This window comes from Flavobacterium sp. (assembly GCF_031422135.1).
Taxonomy (GTDB): Bacteria; Bacteroidota; Bacteroidia; order Flavobacteriales; family Flavobacteriaceae; genus Flavobacterium.
In genome coordinates this window covers 91,066-105,848 of sequence record NZ_JANOQD010000014.1, presented here as the reverse complement: position 1 = coordinate 105,848, position 14,783 = coordinate 91,066, and the positions used below count along the sequence as shown (strand labels likewise).

Genomic DNA, 14,783 nt, shown 5'->3' with positions numbered 1-14,783 from the left:
AGCAGCTTCAATAGCTTTCTTAATTTGTACTTTGTTTGCTTTTTTGTCTACAACGAAGCCAAAACGGTTGAATACTTCACCTGCTTTGGTCATTTTTTCTGTTACGATAGGTTTAATTATGATACTCATGGCCTATTATTTACTTAAATTTTCTTCAATTCCTTCTAAAGATCCTTCTAAAAGAACTAAATTATTTGCGTTTAATATCGCATAAGTACTTAATTCTGAGTTAGTTAACACATTAGACGCTTTTAAATTACGTGACGACAAATATACATTTTTATTTGAATCACCCAACACGAATAACGATTTTTTATTTTCTAACCCTAACGCTTTCAAAACATTGATGAAATTCTTAGTGTTTGGAGCTTCGAATGTGAAGTCTTCTACTACTATAATATTTGCTTCTTTTGCCTTGATTGAGAAAGCTGATTTTCTAGCTAAACGCTTCACCGTTTTATTCAATTTGAAAGAATAACTTCTTGGACGTGGTCCAAAAACTCTACCTCCACCTTTGAATAAAGGGTTTTTTGCACTACCAGCACGAGCTGTACCTGTACCTTTTTGCTTTTTAATCTTACGTGTACTTCCAGCAACTTCAGCTCTTTCTTTAGCTTTGTGAGTTCCTTGTCTTTGATTTGCTAAGTATTGCTTAACATCAAGATATACCGCATGCTTATTAGGCTCGATTGCGAAAACTGAATCAGATAGTTGAACTTTTCTGCCAGTTTCTTTTCCGTTGATATTTAAAACTTTTACTTCCATTACTTGTGAATGATTACGTAAGAGTCTTTACATCCAGGAATACATCCTTTAATAACAAGTAGGTTCTTTTCAGCCACTACTTTTAAAACTCTTAGATTTTGTACTTTTACATTATCTCCACCCATTCTTCCAGCCATTCGCATTCCTTTGAATACTCTAGATGGATAAGAAGAAGCTCCTACAGAACCTGGCGCTCTCAAACGGTTGTGTTGTCCGTGAGTTGCTTGTCCAACACCACCAAAACCGTGACGTTTAACAACCCCTTGAAAACCTTTACCTTTTGATACACCCTGAACATCTACGAACTCTCCTTCAGAGAATAGATCAACAGAGATAACATCTCCTAATTTGTGCTCATTTTCGAATCCTTGGAATTCAACGACTTTTTTCTTAGCAACAGTTCCAGCTTTTTTAGCATGACCTAAGTCCGCTTTAGTGGAGTGTTTCTCGTTTTTGTCATCGAAACCAAGTTGTAGAGCTTCATACCCGTCAACACCTTTGGTTCTGACTTGGGTAACTACGCACGGTCCTGCTTCAATAACAGTACAAGGAATGTTTTTCCCGTTCTCGTCAAAGATGCTAGTCATGCCAATTTTTCTTCCGATTAACCCAGACATATTTAATTAATTATAATTACTACTTATTTTTTTGAGTGTGCAAAAGTAGGGATTAAGTTTTGAATAACAAAACTTAATCCCTAAATACTTTTTATCTAAATTAATTAGACTTTTATCTCTACTTCTACTCCGCTTGGCAACTCTAATTTCATTAGAGCGTCAATTGTTTTTGAAGAGGAAGAGTAAATATCCAATAATCTTTTATAAGACATCACTTCAAATTGCTCTCTCGCTTTTTTGTTAACGTGTGGAGAACGCAATACTGTGAAAAGTTTTTTGTGAGTTGGTAATGGAATAGGACCCGTTACTACAGCGCCTGTACTTTTTACAGTTTTTACAATCTTTTCAGCAGACTTATCTACCAACATATGATCATAAGATTTCAATTTTATTCTGATTTTTTGACTCATTTTCTTAAGAATTAGGCGTTACCTTTTGCTTTTTTAATTACCGCTTCTGAAATATTAGAAGGCGTTTCTGCATAGTGTGAAAACTCCATTGTTGAAGTTGCTCTACCAGATGACAATGTTCTTAATGTAGTTACATAACCAAACATTTCTGACAAAGGCACATCCGCTTTGATAGTTTTAGCACCATTTCTGTCACCCATGTCATTCACTTGACCTCTACGACGGTTGATATCACCTACGATATCTCCCATGTTTTCCTCAGGTGTAATAACTTCCATTTTCATGATTGGCTCCAAAACAATTGCTCCAGCAGCTTTAGCTACTTCTCTATAACCCATTCTAGCTGCAAGTTCAAAAGAAAGTGCATCTGAATCGACTGGGTGAAAAGAACCATCTAATAAAGTTACTTTCAAACTATCTACCTGATACCCTGCAAGAGGACCTGTTTTCATAGCTTCACGGAAACCTTTTTCTACAGATGGAATATATTCTTTAGGAACGTTACCACCTTTCACTGCATTAACAAACTGCAAACCTACAGCAGGCTTACCATCAACTTCATCAGCAGGCTCTAATTTAAATACGATATCACCGAATTTACCACGACCTCCAGATTGTTTCTTGTACGTTTCTCTATGCTGAGCAGACTTTGTAAATGCTTCTTTATATTCAACTTGAGGCTCACCTTGGTTTACTTCAACTTTGAATTCACGTTTCATTCTATCTACCAAGATATCTAAGTGAAGCTCACCCATACCTGATATAATAGTTTGTCCCGAAGCTTCATCCGTTCTCACCGTAAATGTTGGATCTTCTTCAGCCAATTTAGCCAAAGCCATACCCATTTTATCAACGTCAGCTTTCGTTTTTGGCTCAATAGCGATACCAATTACTGGCGCAGGGAATTTCATTGACTCAAGAATTATTGGGTGTTTTTCATCACACAATGTATCTCCAGTTTTAATATCTTTAAATCCAACTGCCGCTCCAATATCACCTGCTTCGATATAATCGATTGGATTTTGTTTGTTAGCATGCATTTGATAGATACGAGAAATTCTTTCTTTGTTTCCTGAACGAGTGTTCAAAACATAAGAACCAGCATCTAAACGTCCTGAATAAGCACGGAAGAAAGCTAAACGACCTACGAATGGGTCAGTAGCAATTTTAAATGCTAAAGCAGCGAATGGCTCTTTAACATCTGGCTTACGCAAAATTTTAGTTTGATCTTCTTCTAATAAATCAGCATCATCAGGATGAATCCCTTCGATACCTTCTTTATCCATTGGAGATGGCAAATATTTACATACTGCATCTAACATAAATTGAACTCCTTTGTTTTTGAAAGAAGATCCAGCAATCATAGGAATGATAGCCATATCCATAACAGCAGCTCTTAAAGCTGTATTGATTTCTTCTTCAGTAATTGAAGTTTCGTCTTCCATAAACTTTTCAAGCAAATTCTCATCATAAGAAGCTACTGCTTCAATAAGAATTCCTCTGTATTCCTTAACTTCAGCAAGCATATCTTCAGGAATAGGCACAATCTCGTAAGTTGCTCCCATACCTTCTTCATCCCAAACAATAGCTTGGTTTCTCACTAAATCCACAACTCCTTTGAAATCATTTTCTTCACCAATAGGCAAAGTGATTGCAACTGCGTTAGACTTTAGCATGTCTCTTACTTGTTGACATACCATCAAAAAGTTAGAACCTTGTCTGTCCATTTTATTAACAAAACCGATACGTGGCACTCTGTATTGATCCGCTAATCTCCAGTTAGTTTCTGATTGCGGCTCAACACCATCAACAGCACTAAACAAGAAAACTAATCCATCAAGAACACGCAAAGAACGGTTTACTTCAACTGTAAAGTCAACGTGTCCTGGGGTATCGATAATATTAAAGTGATAAGGCAATGTTTCAGGTAAAACTTTACCTTGAGTAGTTGGGAAATTCCATTCACAAGTAGTAGCAGCTGAGGTAATTGTAATACCTCTTTCTTGCTCTTGCGCCATCCAGTCCATTGTTGCTGCACCATCGTGCACTTCACCAATTTTATGTGATTTTCCAGTATAGAATAATATACGCTCTGTTGTTGTTGTTTTACCAGCATCAATATGAGCAGCAATACCTATGTTTCTTGTATATTTAAGTTCTCTAGCCATTTTTCTTAAGAATTAAAATCTAAAGTGAGAGAAAGCTTTGTTAGCTTCTGCCATTTTGTGAGTATCCATTCTTTTCTTAACAGCTGCTCCTTCTTCTTTAGCCGCAGCCAAACATTCTGAAGCCAATCTTTGCGCCATAGACTTTTCGTTTCTTCTTCTAGAATAAAGTATTAACCACTTCATTGCCATAGAGATTTTTCTGTCTGGACGAATTTGCATTGGTATTTGGAATGTAGCTCCACCTACTCTACGACTACGTACTTCTACGTGAGGCATAACGTTTGTAAGTGCATCTTTCCAAATATCTAATGATGCTTTTTCAGCATCTTGCTTTTTAGATTCTATAATGTCAATTGCATCATAAAATACTTTGAAAGCTGTTGATTTCTTACCATCCCACATTAAGTTGTTTACAAAACGCGTTACCAATTGGTCATTAAACCTTGGATCTGGTAAAAGTGGTCTTTTCTTTGCCGCTCTTTTTCTCATTTCTTTTTCTTAAAAGTTTTTAAAAATTACTTTTTAGCCTCTTTTGGGCGTTTTGCTCCGTACTTAGATCTTCTTTGTGTTCTTCCTGCCACACCTGATGTATCAAGCGCACCACGAACAATGTGATACCTAACTCCTGGCAAATCTTTTACCCTTCCACCTCTGACTAATACTATCGAGTGCTCTTGTAGATTGTGTCCTTCTCCAGGGATGTAGGCATTTACTTCGTTACCGTTTGTCAAACGTACACGCGCAACTTTACGCATTGCAGAGTTTGGTTTTTTTGGAGTCGTAGTGTAAACACGCGTACAAACACCTCTTCTTTGAGGACAAGAATCTAGAGCAACCGATTTAGACTTCTTAGTCATTTTGGTTCTTCCTATTCTTACTAATTGTTGAATTGTTGGCATAATTAAATACTAAAAATTACTTGTTTATAAATATCCCGCTTTTTACGGGTTGCAAATGTACAAATATTTTTTAACGAAACAAACCATAATACATTAATTTTTATAATAACTAAATATTTGTTTTTTAATGAGATAAGAATCACTCCCATCTTAATGAAAATTTAATATCGCCCCTTTAATTTATGTCTATTTCAATGTTATTGTTTTACATTTGAATTTCAATAAGAAACATTCCTTTTTTTCGTTATTGTATTAAATATTTTGATTTGAAATCTTTTTTATTCTTCTTTACTTTCATTATTTGCCAAAACATTTTGGCGCAAAACTTGTATTTGGAAATCAAAAGCAGTACTCCTTTAGATACTAAATTGATTGATTCTTTTGGTTATTCTAAAAAACAAAACAATACAAAATCGATACTTGACGAAATTAATTTGTTTTCGGATAAATTATTAAAAAATGGTTTTTTAGAATCTAAAAATGAAGAGCCACTGAAGGTAAACGACTCCACTTTTCAAGTAAAATATCAAATTGGAAATAAAAATAAATTTATACATATATATATAGGTAAAAATACTGTTATTTTAGATTTAGAAAAAGACACCTTAAAAATTCCTATTTCCGAAACGGAAAACTTTATGAACAACGCTTTGTTTAAGTTAGAGAAAAAAGGATTCTCATTGGCGCAATTACAATTGGTAAACTTTAAGATTAAAAAAAAGGAGCTTTATGCTGATTTAAGTTTGAAAGCTGAAAAGATTAGAACTCTTGACGGAATTGTTATTAATGGTTATGATAAATTTCCTGAAGGCCACAAAAAAAACATCCAACGATTGTATCGAAACAAAGTTTTTAATCAAGAAAATTTAAAAAAGATACATACTGATTTTGAGAAACTTCGATTTGTAAGCCAACCCAAATATCCCGAAATTCTGTTCACTAAAGATTCTACCAAAGTATATGTGTATCTAGAAAAATCAAAACCAAATACTTTTGATGGTTTTATAGGTTTTAATAACGACGAAGAAAAGAAACTAATTGTAAATGGCTATCTTGATTTGCAATTGCAAAATATTTTGAATGGCGGTGAAAAGTTTAATCTGTATTGGAAAAGTGATGGCAAGAACCAAAAAACATTTAATGGAGCTATCGAAATTCCATATTTATTTAAAAGTCCTCTTGGCATAAAAGCACAATTAAACATTTTTAAACAAGATAGTATTTTTCAAAACACACAAACTTCAATTGATTTAGGTTATTATTTCAATTACAACACAAAAGTTTTTTTAGGGTATCAAAATGCAGAATCTAGCGACATACAAAACACAAATTCTTCAATTATTAGCGATTTTGAAAACTCCTTTATTACTTCGCATTTGGATTTTACAATATTTAATCCTGATGATTATTTGTTTCCAGATAAAACACAAATTTATTTTAAAGTTGGTACTGGAAAAAGAACCTCCAAGTTAAATAACAACAGTCAGTTTTTTGCAACTTTAAATTGGAGTCAGAATATATACTTGAATAAAAAAAATGTTTTTAATGTAAAAAGTCATAATTACTATTTAAAAAGCGACACTTATATTATCAATGAGTTGAATCGTTTTGGAGGCATTAATTCTATTCGTGGTTTTAACGAAAACAGTTTGCAAGGCAACATTTTTTCGTCTATTTTGACCGAATATCGCTATATTCCAAATGAGAGTATTTACATTCACTCTATTATTGATTATGGTTATTACCAAGACAAGACCTCCAATACAAGCAATAATTTAGTTGGTTTGGGTTTTGGATTTGGGTTGCTTACCAAAAACGGACTTTTTAACTTGGTGTATGCCAACGGAAGCACTAAAAATCAAACTATAAAATTGTCGAATTCTATCGTACATATTAGTTTTAAGGCGAGATTTTAAACGGATTTTTAGATTCTTAGATTTTTTAGATCATTTAGATTTCTAAAAACCCAACTTTATATTACCTTTGCACTATGGAAAAAGAAAACCAAATTTTTGGAATACGAGCTATTATTGAAGCTATAAACTCAAAAAAAGAAATTGACAAAGTTTTTATTCAAAGTGATGCGCAAAGCGAGTTGATGCAAGAACTATTGAAATTGATGAAAAAAAACAGCATCAATTTTTCGTATGTTCCAGTTGAAAAACTAAACCGATTAACACCAAATAACCATCAAGGTGCGGTGGCAACCATTGCTCCTATTACTTTTCAGGATTTAGAAAAACTAATTGACAAAGTAGTTGAAAGCGGCAAAAAACCGTTGTTCCTTATTTTAGATCAATTGTCTGATGCTCGAAATTTTGGTGCTATTATTCGTACTGCAGAATGTACTGGAGTAGATGGAATCATTGTGCAAAAGCAAGGTTCGGCTCCTGTGAATGGAGATACTGTAAAAACTTCTGCTGGTGCCGTATTTAATGTGCCAATTTGCAAAGTCGATCATATAAAAGACGCCATTTTCTTACTACAAGCATCTGGTATAAAAACAGTGGCTGCTACCGAAAAAACGGAAAGCAATATTTATGATATATCACTAAACGAAGGTGTTGCCATTATTATGGGAAGCGAAGATCGTGGTGTAAATCCTTCTGTTCTAAAAATAGTAGACGAAAAAGCGAAATTACCTATGTTCGGTACTATTGGATCATTGAATGTTTCTGTTGCTTGTGGTGCTTTTTTGTATGAAACGGTGAGACAGCGTTCCTAGTTGTTTTTTGAAACATTAAGAAGTTAATATCATTAAGGATTTTTGTTAAGACTTAATTTTCTTAATAAAGAAACTTAACTTCTTAATAAAGAAACTTAACTTCTTAATGGCAAAAATCATTTCTCCTTAAAAAAATAATTAATTTTAAAAAAAGAATCTTCCTCTTCTTGAGGTTCCGGTTCTTTTTTGATAGGTGCAAAATTACCGTTTTCGTCAAAATGTTTCATAAATTCATCTTGCGAGGGATCAAAATCCGGATGTTCCCAATCGTATCTTATTGGTTTTTGATATTCATTGGTTTTGGTGTAAACAGCCAATAAATAGCCCGAAACGAATCCTGACAAATGCCCTTCCCAAGAAATATGCTGTTCTGTTGATGGGAAAATATACCAAATCATTCCGCCGTAAACAACAACAATGGCAAGTGACAAGGCAACCAATCGGAAATATTTAGACTTTATTCCTTTGAAAAAAATAAAACTCACCAAAACATATATTAATCCGCTGGCACCTATATGGTAGCTTTCCCTTCCGATTATCCAAGTTCCTAATCCTGAAAGCAGTATTCCGAAAACCAAAACTTGAAACGATTGTTCTCTATAAAAAAATCGTAAAGCTGCCAACAGAAAAAACAAGGGTATTGAATTGTTGAATAAATGCTTGATATCGCCGTGCAAAAAAGGACTAAAAACAATTCCTTTCAATCCAGAAACCGTTCTAGGCAGTATCCCAAAATGGGAAAAATCGCCTGGAAAAATAATTTCTAAAACAAAAACCATCCAAACAATTAGCAATGCATAAAGTGGCCAAGCGAGTACTGATGTGGAAAATTTAAAATCGGTTTCTTTCATTTTTAGATTTCAGAATTTAGATGTTAGATTAATCTCAAAAATGTTACCAAAATAAATTTAATGAAATAATGTCATATTTTTAAAGCTTCTATTTTAAAATACGGTTTCTTTCTAGCCCTGATCGAAACGGCATCCTTTTGCTTTTTTCTTTAAAAAGCAAAAGATATAGTGTAGAGCAGGAATAGCTTCAAATAAAAAATATTATTTTTACAGAATGGAAGCACCCTTAGCAGAGCGAATTCGTCCGCAGAATTTACAAGATTATATTAGTCAATCGCATTTGGTGGGCGAAAATGGTTCGTTAACGCATCAAATTACGAAAGGAATTATTCCGTCGTTAATTTTTTGGGGTCCGCCTGGTACTGGGAAAACTACACTGGCACAGATAATCGCTCAAGAATCCAAACGTCCTTTTTACATTTTGAGCGCTATAAATTCTGGCGTAAAAGACATTCGTGACGTAATTGATAAAGCCAAGCAAAGCGGCGGATTGTTCACTGCTAAAAACCCGATTTTGTTTATTGATGAGATTCATCGTTTTAGCAAATCGCAACAAGATTCGCTGTTGGCGGCGGTGGAAAAAGGTATTATCACTTTGATTGGTGCTACGACTGAAAATCCAAGTTTTGAGGTCATTCCTGCTTTGTTGTCAAGATGTCAGGTGTATATTTTGAATGCTTTTTCTAAAAGTGATTTGGAAGCACTTTTGCATCGTGCAATGAATACCGATTCTTTTTTGAAAACAAAAAACATCGAATTAAAGGAAACGGAAGCTTTATTACGACTTTCTGGCGGCGATGGTCGGAAATTATTGAATATTTTTGAGTTGGTCGTGAATGCTTCTAAAAGTGATTCGATTAAAATTACCAATGAAAAAGTAATGCAACTCGTGCAAAAAAATACAGTTTTATATGACAAAACGGGAGAACAACATTATGATATTGTTTCGGCATTTATAAAATCGATTCGTGGTAGCGATCCAAATGGCGCAGTGTATTGGCTAGCGAGAATGATTGAAGGTGGCGAAGATGTGAAATTTATTGCCCGTAGAATGCTTATTCTATCGAGTGAAGATATCGGCAATGCCAACCCAACGGCTTTTATTATGGCGAACAATACTTTTCAGGCTGTGACCACGATTGGTTATCCTGAAAGTCGAATTATTTTGAGCCAATGTGCCGTTTATTTGGCAACTTCACCCAAAAGCAATGCGAGTTATTTGGCTATTGGCGAAGCGCAAAAAGTGGTGAAACAAACTGGCGATTTGCCTGTTCCTATTCATTTGCGAAACGCTCCTACCAAATTAATGAAGGAATTAGGTTATGGTGACGAGTACAAATATTCGCACGATTTTGACAATAATTTTGCGGAACAAGCGTTTTTGCCTGACGAAATTACAGGGAATGTTTTTTATAATCCTGGCAATAATTCTCGTGAAAACGGCACACGAGAATTTTTAAAAAACCGATGGAAAGATAAATATGGATATTGAAAAAATTACGAATTAGAATTTAATGTCTATTTTTTCAGAAATTAACTTGCCGTTTTCTAAATATTCAAAAAACCAGATGGCATCTTTCGCAAAAACAACACCGTCTTTTCCGTTTTGATTGCATAAATAAATTGCTGATTTTGTCGTTTTGTACAATACAAATTCCTTTTTAGTAATTTGATCCATTACTTTTAAAAAAGTTTCGCTAGTTTCTGGTTTAGCAATTTTAGCCACTTTTTCATAAGTTACTTCTTTTTCAGATTTGGTTACTTTAATAACTTCAGTTGAAATGTCTTCTCGGTCACGAGATTTTAATTTTTCTTGAGCTTCCTCATCATAATAGGTTTTTCCTGAAAATTTATATTTTGCTTTATCAAAAGATTTTAAGGTTGCCAACAAGGATTGATTGTATGCTTTTGCATATTCCTTCTCTCTACTTTCTCCTATATCTGTAGTAAATAAAACGGCTTGTTTGCAGTCTTTAAATTCTATTCTTAACTTGACTGTAAACATTGTGCTCTCCTCTATAACATTTACAAAAATTTTATTACAGTTGTAATCTAAAAACCCTTCAGGTAAAACATCGGTCGAAACATAAGCTTCAAATCCTTTTTGCTTAAGAAAAGCTTTAATGGTCGAATTAATTCTATATTGATTGTCCTCTTTTTGAAATTGAAATCTTGAAGGAATTATTGCCATCTCGTAATCGTTCAAAGAAGCTTGAGAATAGATTAAACTTGAAATCAAAGCAAATACTAACGTGAAAATATTTTTTTTCATTTTAAAAAAGTTTTTTTAGGTCTGCTAAGTTAGTAATTTGATTAATATTTTGAGTAACTTTTATTTTATTTGAATTAAAAAATAACGCTTTCATTCCGAAATTTAAGGCACCACCAACATCGGCTTCCAAACAATCGCCAATCATTATGCTTTCTTCTTTTTTTGCTGATGCTTTTTGCAAAGCGTGTTCAAAAATGATTGGATTTGGTTTTTTTACACCTGCCATTTCAGAATTGGTGATGGTTTTAAAATAATGTTTGATATTAGAATTGCTCATTTTTTTATCCTGAACATCTTGAAAACCATTGGTTATAATATGTAAGTTGTATTTTGAACTTAAATAATCTAATGTTTCGATTGCTCCTTCAAATAATTCAGTAAACTTTGGCAAATATTCAATGTATTGATGCGAGAAAAAATCAATGGTTGCTTGATTGGTTTTATAATCCATCAAATCGAAAGTTTCCTTTAAGCGTCCATAACGAAGTTCAGATTGTGTAATTTCGTCTTTGCGATACATTTCCCAATATTTCACATTTGTCGGAATATAATAATGCAAAAAATCCTTAAGATTAATGTCGATTTTATTTTCATTGAAAATTCTTTCAAAAGCAAATCCAGAATTTTTATCAAAATCCCAAAGTGTGTGGTCTAAATCGAAGAAAATACGATTAATATTCGAGTACATTTTTTAATTTCCTTTTACAATTGTGGCATCTTCAATATGGTAAATCCAATCTTCCACATTGTTTTCATTCACTCTGAAATTACCTTCCAAAGTGACGTATTGATCGGTTTTTAGTTTCATTTTTCCCGCTTTGAACTTGATTCCCATAATGGTTTCTGGCCCTGCTTTTCCACAGAAAAAACACGAAGCAAATACATTTTTACTCAAAGCATAGTTCACATTGTCTATTGGAACAATAAAACCTGACATCAAGATTTTTTTGCCGTTTTTTTTCTTCAAAACATCATTAATTACAGGGAAATCAATTTCTCCATACTCTTTGTGTTTCTTTTTGACGAATTTAATTTGACCTAAAATTTTCCAATTTAAAGAATCTGAAAATACATTGTTTTGATTTTCAATTTTAGTTTTGCTTTCTATTTTTTTGGTTTGAAATGAAAACAATCCAAAAATAAGTAAAACAATAATATAAGCTATTTTAGGCATTGGCTAATGTTTTTGAAATGTTCATTGTATACGCTTTTAAGGCAGGAATTAATGCTGCTAAAACGCCTACAAATATAGTGACTAATACTAAAATTCCTTCTTGATTCCACACAAACTCCAATGGATTGAATGTTATTTTGAATTCGGTTTCCGATGATTTTGAAATAAATATTAAAGCTATTCTACCAATAATTGTTCCAAAAATAAATCCAATGAAACACAAAACCAAACTTTCCACAAGCACCAAAGTCAATAATTGAATTCTACTTGCTCCATTCACGCGAAGCAAAGCAAATTCATATTTTCTTTCTTTTAAAGTGTTATACAAAGCTACAAAAATGCTAATTCCTGAAATAAACATAATTCCAAAAGCCAAATATTGCAATGCCTGCAATCCAATTCCAAATAAACTAAATAATCTATTTATTTCTATGGCTGGCGAAGCCGCTTGCATTTGGGTATTTTGAGCTATGAGTCTTGGCCAAAGCACAATGCCCATTTTATTCTTGAACTTAATTAAAACTGCGGTAATTTCTTTGTCTTCTTCGTGATTATCCGCTTCTTGTTGGTGTTCGTCGTGCATTGCCCAAACACTTTCTATATTGGACAGAATTAAATTATCGATTACTTTTCCTGTTACCGATGCAATTCCGACCACAATATATTTATTTTCTTCGTGCTTCTCGCCCTCTTTGGTATCTCCGTGAGAACCAAAAAACGAATCTCCAACCTTTATATTTAACTTTTTGGCAATTTCGCTTCCTACAACCACTTCAAAGTTTTTATCGAAAATTTTCCCTGATTGAACTTTTGAGTTAAACTGATTTAAATATGTTGGTGTTGTGCCTACAATCTTAAAACCTAAATAATTATCACCAAAAGCGAGTGGAATTGCGGTTTTTACAAATGGATTCTTCATCCAGATTTGTGCTTCTTTATAATTTATATTTCCTGTCGGCGCATCAACCTGATAAACAGACGATAAAACCAATTGCAACGGACTTCCTTTGGCACCTAAAACCAAATCGATATTGTCTGCATTTTTAGAAAACTGTTCTTCAAATTGTTTTTGCAACAATATTAGAACCGTAATAATGGCTACACTAGATGCCAATAAAATAATACTCAAAATGGTATTGAGTGGTTTGAACCAAATGTTGCGCCAAGCCAATTTTAAAATCATTTTTGGTCTAAATTAAATTTATTTGGTTCGTAAATTTATTTTTTAATCGTAAATCGTGTGTTACAATCACCAAAGCTGCATTGTATTCTTTGGCCAATTTTTCTAATAAATCAGCTACTTTAAAAGCATTATCATCGTCTAGACTAGAAGTGGGTTCGTCAGCCAATAGCACTTTGGGTTCGTTAATTAATGCTCGAGCAATAGAAACTCTTTGTTGTTGCCCCACACTTAATTGCGATGGCAATTTATTTTGAAATTCTAATAAATCTAGTTCTTGCAAAAGCTTTTTGGCTTTGCTTGTGTTTTTACTTCCAAAAGCCAACCAACTCGCCATCTCTATATTTTCTAAAACGGAAAGCGATGCAATAAAATGCGATTTTTGAAAAACAACACCTATATTTTGACCTCGAAATTGGTCTTTATTTTTATTTGAAAGCGAATTTATATTGACTTCATTAATAACAATTTCCCCTAAATTTGGTTTCAACAATCCTGCCAAAAGATGCAAATAAGTAGTTTTGCCTTTGCCTGAATTTCCAGTAATTAAAACGGTATTTGACGCTTCACAGTGCAAATCAGGAAGCTGAAAAGTTTCGCCATTTGGATAAGAAAATGCAATATTTTTAGTGGCAATCATTTAAAAATTATCTGAATTTAATTGACTTGCAAGATACTAATTCAGAAGGGAATAAATTACTAAATATTACCCAAAAATTCTTTTATCGAAAGGAAAATCGACTTGATTGATAATTTTTATTTGTTTAAAATCTTCGTGATACGGATTAATCAGTAAATTATAATCGCCTTTGACCACAGCCGATGGTACTTTCAGCATACAAGCTTCACTTCGTTTTATAAAATCTTCACCCAATAATTGTGTGGTAAAACTATGCGGAAAAACATTCCATCCTTTTGGGAGTTTTTTTTCATCTAGAATTTCAATTGGAATACTATCTGGAATTGCGACAGTTAACATCACAAAATCTTTGGGCAAGGTGGCAAGCGAAAGATGCACCACTACTTCCGCCATTGCAAGTGCCCTACTTTGTGCCGTATAAATAACTTCTGTTCCTTTAAAATTCCATCTGGCACCAAACATCGAAGCACCTTTTCCCGAAAGCTCAATAGGATATTTCTTTCTGGCCAATCTAAAAACTTCCATTATATAAAAATACCTTGATCTATTTTATATAATTCGCCTAGAACCATTTCTTTTCCGTAAGAATCTTTGAGTAATTCCATTGGTTTTAAATTTCCCAAGGCAAATGATGGCATATTTAACCAAGAATAAAAAGAGTTTTCATCATCAAAAACCTCATTGCCTAAATTAGTCACTTCTGCTAGTTCAAATATTTTTTCAGATTGAATTGGTTTAAAAACAAAGCTTTCTTTAGCTTTATTTCTTTGCAAAGATTTTGTAGAAATTCCTAGAAAAGAAGCCCAATCTTCGTCGTTGAAAGGTGTTTTCTCTTTGATTAAGCTAAAAAAATCGAAAGAAACGCCTTCGCGAATAGCGTGAACCAAAAGCATTCGGTTTTTAAAAAAATCGTTGTAAGTTATGTTCTTATTGATTAATTTATAACCGCTTTCTTTCTCTACTTTATTGACATAAACTCGAACTGCTTTGTCAAGTTGAACAGTTTGATTTAATTTGATTGCTTCCATAATAAAGACATTTGTCTACAAAAATAAGACATTTGTCTATTACAACCAAATATA

Annotated in this window: 18 protein-coding genes; 3 read left to right on the top strand and 15 right to left on the bottom strand. The window is 33.2% G+C overall.

Annotated elements, in window-relative coordinates; translation table 11 throughout:
* The 7 genes from rplW to rpsL form a co-directional block, all read right to left on the bottom strand.
* The coding region (gene rplW, locus RMO70_RS02775; protein WP_310554901.1) for a 50S ribosomal protein L23 at positions 1-129 on the bottom strand (129 nt) is incomplete at its 3' end.
* Between the two features lie 6 nt (positions 130-135).
* Entirely contained in the window at positions 136-765 is a 630-nt protein-coding gene (gene rplD, locus RMO70_RS02770) for a 50S ribosomal protein L4 (protein ID WP_310554900.1), read from the bottom strand.
* Positions 765-1,382: a 50S ribosomal protein L3 gene (gene rplC / locus RMO70_RS02765; protein ID WP_310554899.1), complete on the bottom strand. Its 618-nt coding sequence runs from the start codon at positions 1,380-1,382 to the stop codon at positions 765-767. The genes rplD and rplC overlap by 1 nt, the downstream gene beginning before the upstream one ends.
* Positions 1,383-1,486: 104 nt before the next feature.
* Positions 1,487-1,792: a 30S ribosomal protein S10 gene (gene rpsJ, locus RMO70_RS02760; protein ID WP_135527138.1), complete on the bottom strand. Its 306-nt coding sequence runs from the start codon at positions 1,790-1,792 to the stop codon at positions 1,487-1,489.
* 11 nt (positions 1,793-1,803) lie between these two features.
* A complete protein-coding gene (gene fusA / locus RMO70_RS02755; RefSeq protein ID WP_310554898.1) occupies positions 1,804-3,960 on the bottom strand; it encodes an elongation factor G in 2,157 nt (718 codons plus the stop codon).
* Positions 3,961-3,972: 12 nt separating this feature from the next.
* Entirely contained in the window at positions 3,973-4,449 is a 477-nt protein-coding gene (gene rpsG, locus RMO70_RS02750) for a 30S ribosomal protein S7 (protein WP_310554897.1), read from the bottom strand.
* A 26-nt stretch (positions 4,450-4,475) separates the two neighbouring features.
* Positions 4,476-4,859 (bottom strand): 30S ribosomal protein S12, encoded by a 384-nt coding sequence (rpsL, locus tag RMO70_RS02745; protein WP_011963473.1) that lies wholly within the window; start codon positions 4,857-4,859, stop codon positions 4,476-4,478.
* 332 nt (positions 4,860-5,191) lie between these two features.
* Here rpsL and RMO70_RS02740 point away from each other — a divergent pair, with 332 nt between their 5' ends.
* Both RMO70_RS02740 and rlmB read left to right on the top strand, forming a co-directional pair.
* Positions 5,192-6,775, top strand: coding sequence for a hypothetical protein (locus RMO70_RS02740; RefSeq protein ID WP_310554896.1), 1,584 nt, complete (start codon positions 5,192-5,194; stop codon positions 6,773-6,775).
* A gap of 74 nt (positions 6,776-6,849) precedes the next feature.
* Positions 6,850-7,584: a 23S rRNA (guanosine(2251)-2'-O)-methyltransferase RlmB gene (gene rlmB, locus RMO70_RS02735; RefSeq protein WP_310554895.1), complete on the top strand. Its 735-nt coding sequence runs from the start codon at positions 6,850-6,852 to the stop codon at positions 7,582-7,584.
* Positions 7,585-7,700: 116 nt separating this feature from the next.
* Here rlmB and RMO70_RS02730 read toward each other — a convergent pair whose 3' ends face one another.
* A complete protein-coding gene (locus RMO70_RS02730) occupies positions 7,701-8,435 on the bottom strand; it encodes a rhomboid family intramembrane serine protease (RefSeq protein ID WP_310554894.1) in 735 nt (244 codons plus the stop codon).
* Between the two features lie 214 nt (positions 8,436-8,649).
* On the opposite strand from RMO70_RS02730, the gene RMO70_RS02725 reads away from it, so the two are divergent.
* Positions 8,650-9,927, top strand: coding sequence for a replication-associated recombination protein A (locus RMO70_RS02725; RefSeq protein ID WP_310554893.1), 1,278 nt, complete (start codon positions 8,650-8,652; stop codon positions 9,925-9,927).
* A gap of 12 nt (positions 9,928-9,939) precedes the next feature.
* On the opposite strand, the gene RMO70_RS02720 is transcribed toward RMO70_RS02725, so the two are convergent.
* The 7 genes from RMO70_RS02720 to RMO70_RS02690 form a co-directional block, all read right to left on the bottom strand.
* Complete coding sequence (locus RMO70_RS02720) at positions 9,940-10,707, bottom strand: hypothetical protein (RefSeq protein WP_310554892.1); 768 nt, start codon at positions 10,705-10,707, stop codon at positions 9,940-9,942.
* Between the two features lies 1 nt (position 10,708).
* Positions 10,709-11,395 (bottom strand): YjjG family noncanonical pyrimidine nucleotidase, encoded by a 687-nt coding sequence (locus RMO70_RS02715; RefSeq protein WP_310554891.1) that lies wholly within the window; start codon positions 11,393-11,395, stop codon positions 10,709-10,711.
* A 3-nt stretch (positions 11,396-11,398) separates the two neighbouring features.
* Complete coding sequence (locus RMO70_RS02710; RefSeq protein WP_310554890.1) at positions 11,399-11,881, bottom strand: hypothetical protein; 483 nt, start codon at positions 11,879-11,881, stop codon at positions 11,399-11,401.
* Positions 11,874-13,064: an FtsX-like permease family protein gene (locus tag RMO70_RS02705; RefSeq protein WP_310554889.1), complete on the bottom strand. Its 1,191-nt coding sequence runs from the start codon at positions 13,062-13,064 to the stop codon at positions 11,874-11,876. The genes RMO70_RS02710 and RMO70_RS02705 overlap by 8 nt, the downstream gene beginning before the upstream one ends.
* A 7-nt stretch (positions 13,065-13,071) precedes the next feature.
* Positions 13,072-13,701, bottom strand: a complete 630-nt coding sequence (locus RMO70_RS02700) for an ATP-binding cassette domain-containing protein (protein WP_310554888.1) — start codon at positions 13,699-13,701, stop codon at positions 13,072-13,074.
* A gap of 66 nt (positions 13,702-13,767) precedes the next feature.
* A complete protein-coding gene (locus RMO70_RS02695) occupies positions 13,768-14,226 on the bottom strand; it encodes an RES family NAD+ phosphorylase (protein ID WP_310554887.1) in 459 nt (152 codons plus the stop codon).
* A complete protein-coding gene (locus RMO70_RS02690) occupies positions 14,226-14,729 on the bottom strand; it encodes an antitoxin Xre-like helix-turn-helix domain-containing protein (RefSeq protein ID WP_310554886.1) in 504 nt (167 codons plus the stop codon). Before RMO70_RS02690 ends, RMO70_RS02695 begins: the two co-directional genes overlap by 1 nt.
* Positions 14,730-14,783 lie beyond the last annotated feature (54 nt).

Bases quoted from the DNA above. Each gene is read 5' to 3' on its own strand.
- RMO70_RS02725 (WP_310554893.1), top strand. From the start codon at position 8,650: ATGGAAGCACCCTTAGCAGAGCGAATTCGTCCGCAGAATTTACAAGAT.
- fusA (WP_310554898.1), bottom strand. From the start codon at position 3,960: ATGGCTAGAGAACTTAAATATACAAGAAACATAGGTATTGCTGCTCAT.
- rpsG (WP_310554897.1), bottom strand. From the start codon at position 4,449: ATGAGAAAAAGAGCGGCAAAGAAAAGACCACTTTTACCAGATCCAAGG.
- rpsJ (WP_135527138.1), bottom strand. From the start codon at position 1,792: ATGAGTCAAAAAATCAGAATAAAATTGAAATCTTATGATCATATGTTG.
- rpsL (WP_011963473.1), bottom strand. From the start codon at position 4,859: ATGCCAACAATTCAACAATTAGTAAGAATAGGAAGAACCAAAATGACT.
- rplD (WP_310554900.1), bottom strand. From the start codon at position 765: ATGGAAGTAAAAGTTTTAAATATCAACGGAAAAGAAACTGGCAGAAAA.
- RMO70_RS02720 (WP_310554892.1), bottom strand. From the start codon at position 10,707: ATGAAAAAAAATATTTTCACGTTAGTATTTGCTTTGATTTCAAGTTTA.
- RMO70_RS02690 (WP_310554886.1), bottom strand. From the start codon at position 14,729: ATGGAAGCAATCAAATTAAATCAAACTGTTCAACTTGACAAAGCAGTT.
- RMO70_RS02710 (WP_310554890.1), bottom strand. From the start codon at position 11,881: ATGCCTAAAATAGCTTATATTATTGTTTTACTTATTTTTGGATTGTTT.
- RMO70_RS02730 (WP_310554894.1), bottom strand. From the start codon at position 8,435: ATGAAAGAAACCGATTTTAAATTTTCCACATCAGTACTCGCTTGGCCA.
- RMO70_RS02700 (WP_310554888.1), bottom strand. From the start codon at position 13,701: ATGATTGCCACTAAAAATATTGCATTTTCTTATCCAAATGGCGAAACT.
- RMO70_RS02715 (WP_310554891.1), bottom strand. From the start codon at position 11,395: ATGTACTCGAATATTAATCGTATTTTCTTCGATTTAGACCACACACTT.
- rplC (WP_310554899.1), bottom strand. From the start codon at position 1,382: ATGTCTGGGTTAATCGGAAGAAAAATTGGCATGACTAGCATCTTTGAC.
- RMO70_RS02695 (WP_310554887.1), bottom strand. From the start codon at position 14,226: ATGGAAGTTTTTAGATTGGCCAGAAAGAAATATCCTATTGAGCTTTCG.
- rlmB (WP_310554895.1), top strand. From the start codon at position 6,850: ATGGAAAAAGAAAACCAAATTTTTGGAATACGAGCTATTATTGAAGCT.
- RMO70_RS02705 (WP_310554889.1), bottom strand. From the start codon at position 13,064: ATGATTTTAAAATTGGCTTGGCGCAACATTTGGTTCAAACCACTCAAT.